Origin of the sequence: Nonomuraea sp. MG754425 (genome assembly GCF_021699195.1) — a bacterium.
Taxonomy (GTDB): domain Bacteria; phylum Actinomycetota; class Actinomycetes; order Streptosporangiales; family Streptosporangiaceae; genus Nonomuraea.
The window spans coordinates 20,251-28,304 of the sequence record NZ_SSXE01000132.1; the positions used below are offsets into that span (position 1 = coordinate 20,251).

General features: G+C 72.5%; 9 protein-coding genes. 6 read left to right on the top strand and 3 right to left on the bottom strand.

Annotated elements, in window-relative coordinates; translation table 11 throughout:
- Positions 1–24 precede the first annotated feature (24 nt).
- A complete protein-coding gene (locus tag FAF44_RS35920; RefSeq protein WP_237107806.1) occupies positions 25–897 on the top strand; it encodes an FAD:protein FMN transferase in 873 nt (290 codons plus the stop codon).
- A gap of 10 nt (positions 898–907) precedes the next feature.
- Here FAF44_RS35920 and FAF44_RS35925 read toward each other — a convergent pair whose 3' ends face one another.
- The gene (locus FAF44_RS35925; RefSeq protein ID WP_237107807.1) at positions 908–1,183 is read right to left on the bottom strand and encodes a hypothetical protein; all 276 of its coding nucleotides are present in this window, start codon (positions 1,181–1,183) and stop codon (positions 908–910) included.
- A 131-nt stretch (positions 1,184–1,314) separates the two neighbouring features.
- Between FAF44_RS35925 and FAF44_RS35930 the strand changes: the two genes are divergently transcribed.
- On the top strand, positions 1,315–1,695 hold the full coding sequence (locus FAF44_RS35930) for a phage holin family protein (protein ID WP_237107808.1): 381 nt from the start codon (positions 1,315–1,317) through the stop codon (positions 1,693–1,695).
- A 12-nt stretch (positions 1,696–1,707) separates the two neighbouring features.
- Positions 1,708–3,069 (top strand): aromatic amino acid lyase, encoded by a 1,362-nt coding sequence (locus FAF44_RS35935; RefSeq protein ID WP_237107809.1) that lies wholly within the window; start codon positions 1,708–1,710, stop codon positions 3,067–3,069.
- Positions 3,070–3,080: 11 nt separating this feature from the next.
- On the opposite strand, the gene FAF44_RS35940 is transcribed toward FAF44_RS35935, so the two are convergent.
- Complete coding sequence (locus FAF44_RS35940) at positions 3,081–4,070, bottom strand: LacI family DNA-binding transcriptional regulator (protein ID WP_237107810.1); 990 nt, start codon at positions 4,068–4,070, stop codon at positions 3,081–3,083.
- A gap of 211 nt (positions 4,071–4,281) precedes the next feature.
- Between FAF44_RS35940 and FAF44_RS35945 the strand changes: the two genes are divergently transcribed.
- Complete coding sequence (locus FAF44_RS35945) at positions 4,282–5,178, top strand: amidohydrolase (protein ID WP_237107811.1); 897 nt, start codon at positions 4,282–4,284, stop codon at positions 5,176–5,178.
- Complete coding sequence (locus tag FAF44_RS35950; RefSeq protein ID WP_237107812.1) at positions 5,175–5,768, top strand: cysteine dioxygenase family protein; 594 nt, start codon at positions 5,175–5,177, stop codon at positions 5,766–5,768. The genes FAF44_RS35945 and FAF44_RS35950 overlap by 4 nt, the downstream gene beginning before the upstream one ends.
- Before the next feature lie 52 nt (positions 5,769–5,820).
- Here FAF44_RS35950 and FAF44_RS35955 read toward each other — a convergent pair whose 3' ends face one another.
- Complete coding sequence (locus FAF44_RS35955) at positions 5,821–6,990, bottom strand: MFS transporter (RefSeq protein ID WP_237107813.1); 1,170 nt, start codon at positions 6,988–6,990, stop codon at positions 5,821–5,823.
- A gap of 68 nt (positions 6,991–7,058) precedes the next feature.
- Between FAF44_RS35955 and FAF44_RS35960 the strand changes: the two genes are divergently transcribed.
- Complete coding sequence (locus FAF44_RS35960) at positions 7,059–8,051, top strand: LacI family DNA-binding transcriptional regulator (protein WP_368857784.1); 993 nt, start codon at positions 7,059–7,061, stop codon at positions 8,049–8,051.
- Positions 8,052–8,054 lie beyond the last annotated feature (3 nt).

Below are 8,054 nucleotides of genomic sequence, written 5' to 3' on the forward strand. Positions count from 1 at the left end.
GTGAATCTCAGACAAGGAGGCAAGGTGACGACTTCTGATCTCGCCGGATCCGCGGCTGCTGATATCGCCGAGTCCGCGGCTTCCGATATCGCCGAGTCCGCGGCTGCTGATTTCGCCGAGTCCGCGATGACCTTTCCTGGAAGCGCCCGTGTCGAGACGGTCATGGGCCGGCCGGTCAGCGTGGACATCCGCACGGCCCTGCCGGCCCGCGAACTCACCCCTCTGCTCGACGACGCGTTCGCCTGGCTGAGGTGGGTGGACGACACCTTCGACCCGCACCGGCCGGACAGCCAGATCGCCCGGCTCAACCGCGGCCAGACGCTCCGGCAGATCCCCGAGCTCGTCGAGGTCCTGCACCGGTGCGACGAGCTCAGCGAGGCCACCGGCGGCTGGTTCGAGGCCCGCATCGGCGGGGTCATCGATCCGTCCGGATTCATCAAGGGCTGGGCGCTGGAGCGCCTGTCGCGCGCCCTGTCCAACGCCGGCGCCGGCGACCACCGCATCGCCGCGGGCAACGACATCAGGGTCCGCGGCTCGATCGCCCCCGGCAGGCGCTGGCGCGTGCACGTCCGCGACCCGCGTACCGACGTCGTCCGCAAGGTCGTCTTCGCCCACGACCTGGGCATCGCCACCTCGGGCGGCTCGTCCGTGGTCGATCCGCACACCGGCCTGATCCAGGACACCCTCGGCTCGGTCACGGTGATCGGCCCCGACCTCGCCGTGGCCGACGCCTACGCCACCGCGATCTACGCCATGGGCCCCGTACGCGGCCGCCGGTTCGCCGCCGGCCTCGCGCGCACCAGGCCGTACGAGACCATGATCATCGCCAAGGACGGTCAGGAGACCACGACGCCCGGCTTCCTCGACCACAGCGCCGAGACCCGGCTGGCCGGCTGACCCCGCCCCGTCACGCGTCGGGGTGCTGGCGCAGATATTCGATGTAAACCGGGCGCAACGCCTCGCCCAGCTTGCCCTCGCCTGCCGCGATGGCGTCGCTGAGCAGCGCGGACACCTTGCTGAGGTCGTTGGCGGTCTCGTTCGGATGACCGCTGGCGGCCTCAGCCGCCGGAATGACCTTCAGCAACTCCCACAGGAACCCCAGATCCCCGTGGCGCACCGCGTAGCGCACCGCTCGCTCGTGCAACTCGTCGGCCGGCAGCGACTCGAGCCCGTTCGCGTCCATCTCGCTCCCTCCCCTGCACGCCTCTGCCCCGAGGGAGCGACGATAACCCGGACCTACGCACAGTGACCGAGGGGTATCGCGCAGACCGCACCCCTATCGAGCGCCGATCTCAAGTGGGAGGATCAACCAGCGTGAGATTCATCATCAGAACCGTCGCCGCCGCGGTGGCCCTCTGGGTGGCCATCCAGTTCATCGACGGCATCGACGTAGACGCCCCCACCAATTCAGGCACCTACTGGGGTGTCCTGCTGCTCGTGGCGCTGATCTTCGGCGTCGTCAACGCGATCGTCAAGCCCATCGTGAAGGCGCTGGGCTGCGCGATCATCGTCCTGACCCTCGGCCTGTTCCTCCTGGTCATCAACGCGGCCATGCTGTTCCTGACGAGCTGGATCGCCGGCCAGTTCGACATCCCCTTCCACGTGGACAACTTCTATCCGGCGGCGTTCTGGGGAGCGGTCATCATCAGCCTGGTGAGCTGGCTGCTCGGCCTGTTCATCCCCGACAACGACTGACCCCCTGCCCCCATGGAACTCGACGGCGTCGGCCTGACCTGCGCGCAGGTCCACGAGGTGGCGTACGGCGGGGCCCGGGTCACGATCGTCTCCCTCGATCGGGCCCGGGCCGCGTGGGCCACCGCCCAGGAACTGACCGCCCCCGTGTACGGCAAGAGCACCGGCGTGGGCGCCAACCGGGACGTCCTGCTGGAGGGCGCCGGCCACGACCTGCTGCGCAGCCACGCCATCGCCGCCGGGTCGCCGATCCCGCCCGCCCGGGCCCGGGCCATGCTCGTGGTCCGGCTCAACCAGCTCCTCGCGGGCGGCTCCGGCGTGGACCCGGCCGTCTGCCGGGCGCTGGCGTACGCGCTCAACCACGGCTACACCCCGCCCCTGCACACCTACGGCGCCATCGGCACCGGCGACCTCACCGCCCTCGCCACCACGGCCCTGTGCCTCATGGGCGAACTCCCCTGGCAGCACAGCACCTCCCCCACCGCGCTCCCGCCATCAGCCCCTCCGAACCCACCGGACGACGGCCCCGTGCCCGTTCATCCGCTCGCACCGAGTGACGCGCTGCCGTTCATCAGCTCCGGCGCGGCCACGCTCGCCGACGCCGCCATCGCCTGCCACCGCCTGCGCCGCCTCCTCGACGCCGCCGTGGACGTGGCGGTGCTGTCGTTCACGGCGGTGGACGCCTCGGCCGAGCCGCTGGCCGCCGCCGTGCAGGAGGCGCGCCCGCACCCGGGCCAGGCCGTGGTGGCCGCCCGGCTGCGCGGCCTGCTCGCCCACGAGCCGACCACCCGCGTCCAGGACCCGTACGGCTTCCGCGCCTTCCCCCAGGTGCACGGGGCCGCGCTCGACGCGCTCGGCCGGGCGATCACCACGATCGAGACCGACCTCAACGCCTCCACCGAGAACCCGCTCTTCGCCGCCTCCCTGGCCTGGCACAACGGCAACTTCCACAGCGCGCCCGTGGCCCTGGCCCTCGACGCGCTGCGGGCCGCGCTGGTCCAGACGGCCCAGCTCAGCACGGCCCGCCTGGCCACGCTGATGGACCCGGCCTACACCGGCCGGCTGCCCTTCCTCGCCGATCGTCCCGGAGCGTCGGGCGCGCTGATCCTCGAGTACGTCGCCCAGGACGCCCTGGCCGACCTGCGCCATCTCGCCGCCCCGGTGACGACGGGCGCGGCGGTGATCTCGCGGGGCACGGAGGACCACGCGGGCTTCGCCACCCAGGCCGCCCGGCACACGCTGCGCTGCGTGGAGCCCCTGGAGATCATCCTCGCCTGCGAACGCACCGCCGCCGCCCGTGCCCTGCAGCCGCCGCCGCCCGACCGTCCGCTCACGGCCGATCTGGCGGAGTCACGCGGCCTGCTGTCCGGCGAGTGACCGCGCACGGCTCAAGGGACGCGGGCCACCGACCCGCGCTCGCGCAGCGTGGGTGTCTGCATGACGCGCCGCCGCCGGGCACCGCCGTCGGCGGCGGCCGAGATGAGCCGGACGGCCGCGCGCACGATCCCGTCGATGTCCCAGTCGACGGTCGTGAGCCCCGGCGACAGCAGCCCCGACATCGGGTGATCGTCGTAGCCCATGACGGAGACGTCGCCGGGGATGGACAGCCCCAGCTCCTGGGCCGCCGCGTAGACGCCGTACGCGATCGAGTCGGCGAAGCAGAAGACCGCGCTCGGCCGCGTGCGGCTGAGCAGGTCGTGGGCGGCGGTGGTGGCGCCGGCCAGGCCATGGGGGGCGGTGCTGACCTGGATGTCGAGCCCCAGCCGCACGGCCTCGGCGGTGACGTGCACGTCGGCGGGCCGGTCGGGGGTGCTGGCCTGGGTGGAGGTGAGGACGGCGACCCGGCGGTGGCCGAGCGCGCGCAGGTGCTCGAGGGCGAGTGTCACCCCGCTGCGGTTGTCGAAGACGACCTCACCGGCCGTGCCCGCGATGGAGTCGCCGATCGCGACCACCGGCAGCGACTCGCACAGCTCGGACCAGAACCCCGCGACCGGGTCGATCGGCTGCACGATCAGGCCGTCGACGCGCTGGTCGCGGAGCTGCTGCGCCAGGGCCCGCTCTCTGGTGGGGTCGCCGAACGCGTCGAGGATCAGCGCGTAGCGGTCCTTCTCCCGCAAACCCCTGCTGATGCCGACCGCCAGGGACTGCTGCCAGAGGTCTTCCAGCGAGCCGCACAGCAGGCCGATCATGCCGGTACGCCCGCTGGCCAGGGCTCTGGCGATGGGATCGGCCTCGTAACCGAGCTCGGCGGCGGCGGCCCGCACGCGCTCGATGGTCTCCTCCGACACCTGCATCCCGCGTAGCGCGTAGGAGACGGCCGCCGGTGACAGCCCGGTGGCCTGGGCCACCTCACGGATCGTCGCTCTCTTCCGAGGCATTACGCCAGCCTATTGCGTGACACCGACAGAAGCCGATTCCCCGTCAGTGAATTGTCAGCTTCGCCGTCAGGCCGGAGGTCCGGCCCGTTGACAAGGCTCAGGTGAAACGGTTCACTGAACCGTATCACTGAAGCGATTCACACCTAAGACGTCACAGCGCAGAGCGTTTACATGTATTGTGAGTAGGAAATAGCGGAAGGAGTGGCCGCCGATGAGCGTCGATGTGCACCAGCACCTGTGGACGGGTGCGTTCGTCGATGCCCTGCGCGCCCGCACGGCCCCGCCGCGCCTCGACGGCTGGACGCTGATCCTCGACGGCGAGCCCCCGTACGAGGTCGATCCCACCGACCACGAGCACCGCGACACCACCGGCCTCGACCTCGCCCTGGTGTCGCTGTCGAGCCCGCTCGGGATCGAGTTCCTGCCGCCCGAGGAGGGCTGGCCGCTGCTCGACGCCTACCACGACGGCGCGCTGGCGCTGGGCGAGCCGTTCGGCGTGTGGGCGGCCACCTGCCACAGCGAGCCCGACCCCGGCCGCCTGGCCGAAGACCTCGACCGCGGGCTCGTCGGCCTGCAGATCCCGGCCACCGCCGCGCCCGACGACGAACTGCTCGACGTGCTGACCGACCGCGACCTGCCGCTGTTCGTACACCCGGGTCCGGCCGCGCAGCCGATCGGCCCGCCACCGTTCGCGCGGCGCAAGCACACCGCCGCGACACCCCCGTGGTGGCCCGCGCTGGTGCCGTACGTGCAGCAGATGCACGCGGCGTGGCACTACTTCCACGCCGTCGTCCGCCCCAGGCATCCGCGGCTGCGGGTCTGCTTCGCGCTGCTCGCGGGGCTGGCGCCGCTGCACGGCGAACGCCTGATCGCGCGGGGCGGCGGCGGGCGCGGGCTGGTCGATCCGGACTTCTTCGTGGAGACCTCCTCGTACGGCCCGCGCGCCATCGACGCGATCGTCCGCGAACTGGGCATCGACGTCGTGGTCAACGGCTCCGACGCCCCCTACGCCAAAGCCCCCGATCCCGGTCTCGGCGCCGCCGCGGACCACGCGATCAGGGTCGTCAACCCCCGTCGTCTACTCAGCGGAAAGGAGACTCGCAAGTGAGCACTGACCAGATCCAGGACGGGGGCACCTGTGCCGGACTCCCCGAACGCGTCCTCGACCGGCGCGAACTGCGCGACCTGGTGAACGAGCTGGCCGCGCACCCGGAGGAATGGCGTGAGCAGGTGGACTTCCCCGCCGACGGCGGGCGGCACTACGCCTCGCTCTACCGCGACGCGTACGTGGACGTCTGGCTGCTGTGCTGGCGTCCCGAGGACGACACGGGCTGGCACGACCACGACATCTCCTCGGGAGCCGTGCACGTGGTGCGGGGCGCGCTGCAGGAGTGCAACCCGCGCATCGGCGGCGAGCACCTGGAGACGGTGGTTCCGGAGGGGCAGTCGTTCTCCTTCGGGCCCGACCACATCCACCGGCTCACCGGCGCGGTGGACGAGAGCGTCTCGATCCACGCGTACTCGCCGCCGCTGTGGCGGCTCGGCCAGTACTCGATCGACGGCACCGGCGTCATGCGCCGCGTCTCGGTGAGCTACGCCGACGAGCTCCGGCCGATGGACGACCCGATCGGGCCCGAGCCCGTCGCCTCCGGACACCTCGAGCCCGTCGCGCCCGAGCCCGTCGGCTCCGTGGCCTGAGCGACCGCTGCCGCGAGACCATGCCGGACGGCGGGTCCCGCGGCAGCGGCCGTCAGCCGGCCCTGCCCAGCGTGGCGGGACGTCCGGCCAGCCAGCCGGCCACGATCTGCACCGCGAGCACCCCGAGCCCGGCCAGCAGCGGCACCGTCCAGCCCCCGGAGACCTGCCGCAGGAACCCGAACAGCAGCGGGCCCACCGCCGCGATCGCGTAACCCACGGACTGCGCCACCGCCGACAGCGCGGTCACCTCGGCCGGACTCGACGGGCGCAGCGCGATGATCAGCAGCGCCAGCGCGAACGAGGCCCCCTGCCCGATGCCGAGCACCACCATCCACAACCACGGCGCGGCGGCCGGGGCCAGCAGCATGCCGAGGTAGCCGAGCACGGTCAGCGCGCCGGCCCCCACCACGTACGGGACCTGCGAAGCACGCCGGCCGGCCAGGACCGGCACGGCCAGTGACGTGACGACCTGGACCGCGTTCGTCAGGCTGAGCAGGTAGCCGGCCTGGTCGGCGGGGAGCCCGGCCTCCAGGAAGATCGTGGGCAGCCAGGCCAGCATGACGTAGAAGGTGAGCGACTGCAGGCCCATCAGCGCGGTGACGTACCAGGTGACGCGGCTGCGCAGAACCATCCCGAACGGCCGGGGCCCGTTCTGCCCGCCCGCCTGCCCGCGCAGCGCCTGCGGCAGCCAGAACAGCGCCGCCAGCAGGGCGGGCACGGCGAGCAGGGCCGAGACGCCGCGCCAGCCGTAGCCGGTGGCGCGTTCGAGCGGGATCACCAGCGCGGAGGCCGCCGCGGCCCCGGCCACCACGCACGAGACGTAGACGCCGGTCAGGAGGTTGACCCGGGTGGGGAAGTGCTCCTTGACGATGCCGGGCATGGAGACGTTCATGACGGCGATGGCGGTGGCGGCCAGGGCGGAGCCGAGATAGAGGACGGGCGCGCCGTCGAGACCGCGCAGCACCAGGCCGGCGGCGATGACCAGCAGCCCCGCCAGCAGTGTGCGGTCGAGGCCGACGCGCCGCGCGAGCATCGGCGTGACCGGTCCGAACACTCCCAGGCAGACCACCATGACCGTGGTGATCGCGCCGCCGCCCGCGGGGGTGAGGCCGACGTCGTTCATGATCTCGTCGAGGAGCGGGGAGACGCCCGCGATCGCCGGGCGCAGATTGAGCGCGGCCAGAGCGAACCCGGCGAGCAGCATGGCGGATCTCAACGACATGATGGACCACTCTGGCACACCCGGTTGACAACGTTGTCCGCCTCTCCTCCATGAGAAATGATCCTCGCGTGAGACCGACGATGAAGGACGTCGCCTCGGCGGCGGGCGTGGCGCTCAAGACCGTCTCGCGCGTCGTGAACGGCGAGCCGGGGGTGCACCCGGCCACCGCCGAGCGGGTGCGCGCGGCCATCGACCGGCTGGGTTACAGCCGCAACGAGAGCGCACGGGTGCTGCGCAGGGGCAGGACCGCCACGATCGGGCTGGTCATCGAGGACGTCGCGGACCCGTTCTACTCGGGTCTGACCAGGGCCGTCGAAGCGGTGGTCATCGGCCACGGGTGCCTGCTGCTGAGCGGCTCGTCCGGGGAGGAGCCGGGCAGGGAGCGGGAACTGGTCGAGACGTTCTGCGCGCGGCGGGTGGACGGGCTGATCATGGTGCCGGCGGGTGACGATCACACCTACCTGCGGCCGGAGCTGGAGGCGGGCACGCCGATGGTGTTCGCCGACCGGCCGCCGGGAGCCGGGATCGACCTCGACACGGTGCTCACCGACAACGTGGGCGGGGCCCGGCAGGCGGTGCGCCACCTCCTGACGCACGGCCACCGCCGCATCGCCTTCCTCGGCGACGACCCGGCCATCTTCACGGCCTCCGAGCGGTTGCGCGGCTACCGGGCGGAGCTGGGCGGGCTCTTCGACGAGCGGCTGGTGTCGATGCGCGGGCCGGCCGCCGAGCCGGCCCGCGCGGAGCTGGCGCGCATGTTCGCCCTGGAGGACCCGCCGACGGCGCTCTTCACCGGCAACGGGCGGCACACCGTGACCACGCTGCGGGCCCTGGAGGGGCGGCGGGTGGCGCTGGTCGGGTTCGACGACTTCGAGCTGGCCGACCTGCTCAGCCCGGGGGTGAGCGTGGTGGCGCAGGATCCGTCCTGGATGGGGCGGGTGGCGGCCGAGCTGCTGTTCCGGCGGCTGCGCGGCGACGTCGGCCGGTCCGAGCACATCGAACTGCCGGTCCGGCTCATTGCCCGCGGCTCGGGCGAACTCCCCCCGGCCCCTCCCGCCTGACCC

What these genes read in the sequence shown, in the direction of transcription:
- FAF44_RS35955 (WP_237107813.1), bottom strand. Translation starts at nt 6,990, where the DNA reads ATGTCGTTGAGATCCGCCATGCTGCTCGCCGGGTTCGCTCTGGCCGCG.
- FAF44_RS35945 (WP_237107811.1), top strand. Translation starts at nt 4,282, where the DNA reads ATGAGCGTCGATGTGCACCAGCACCTGTGGACGGGTGCGTTCGTCGAT.
- FAF44_RS35925 (WP_237107807.1), bottom strand. Translation starts at nt 1,183, where the DNA reads ATGGACGCGAACGGGCTCGAGTCGCTGCCGGCCGACGAGTTGCACGAG.
- FAF44_RS35940 (WP_237107810.1), bottom strand. Translation starts at nt 4,070, where the DNA reads ATGCCTCGGAAGAGAGCGACGATCCGTGAGGTGGCCCAGGCCACCGGG.
- FAF44_RS35935 (WP_237107809.1), top strand. Translation starts at nt 1,708, where the DNA reads ATGGAACTCGACGGCGTCGGCCTGACCTGCGCGCAGGTCCACGAGGTG.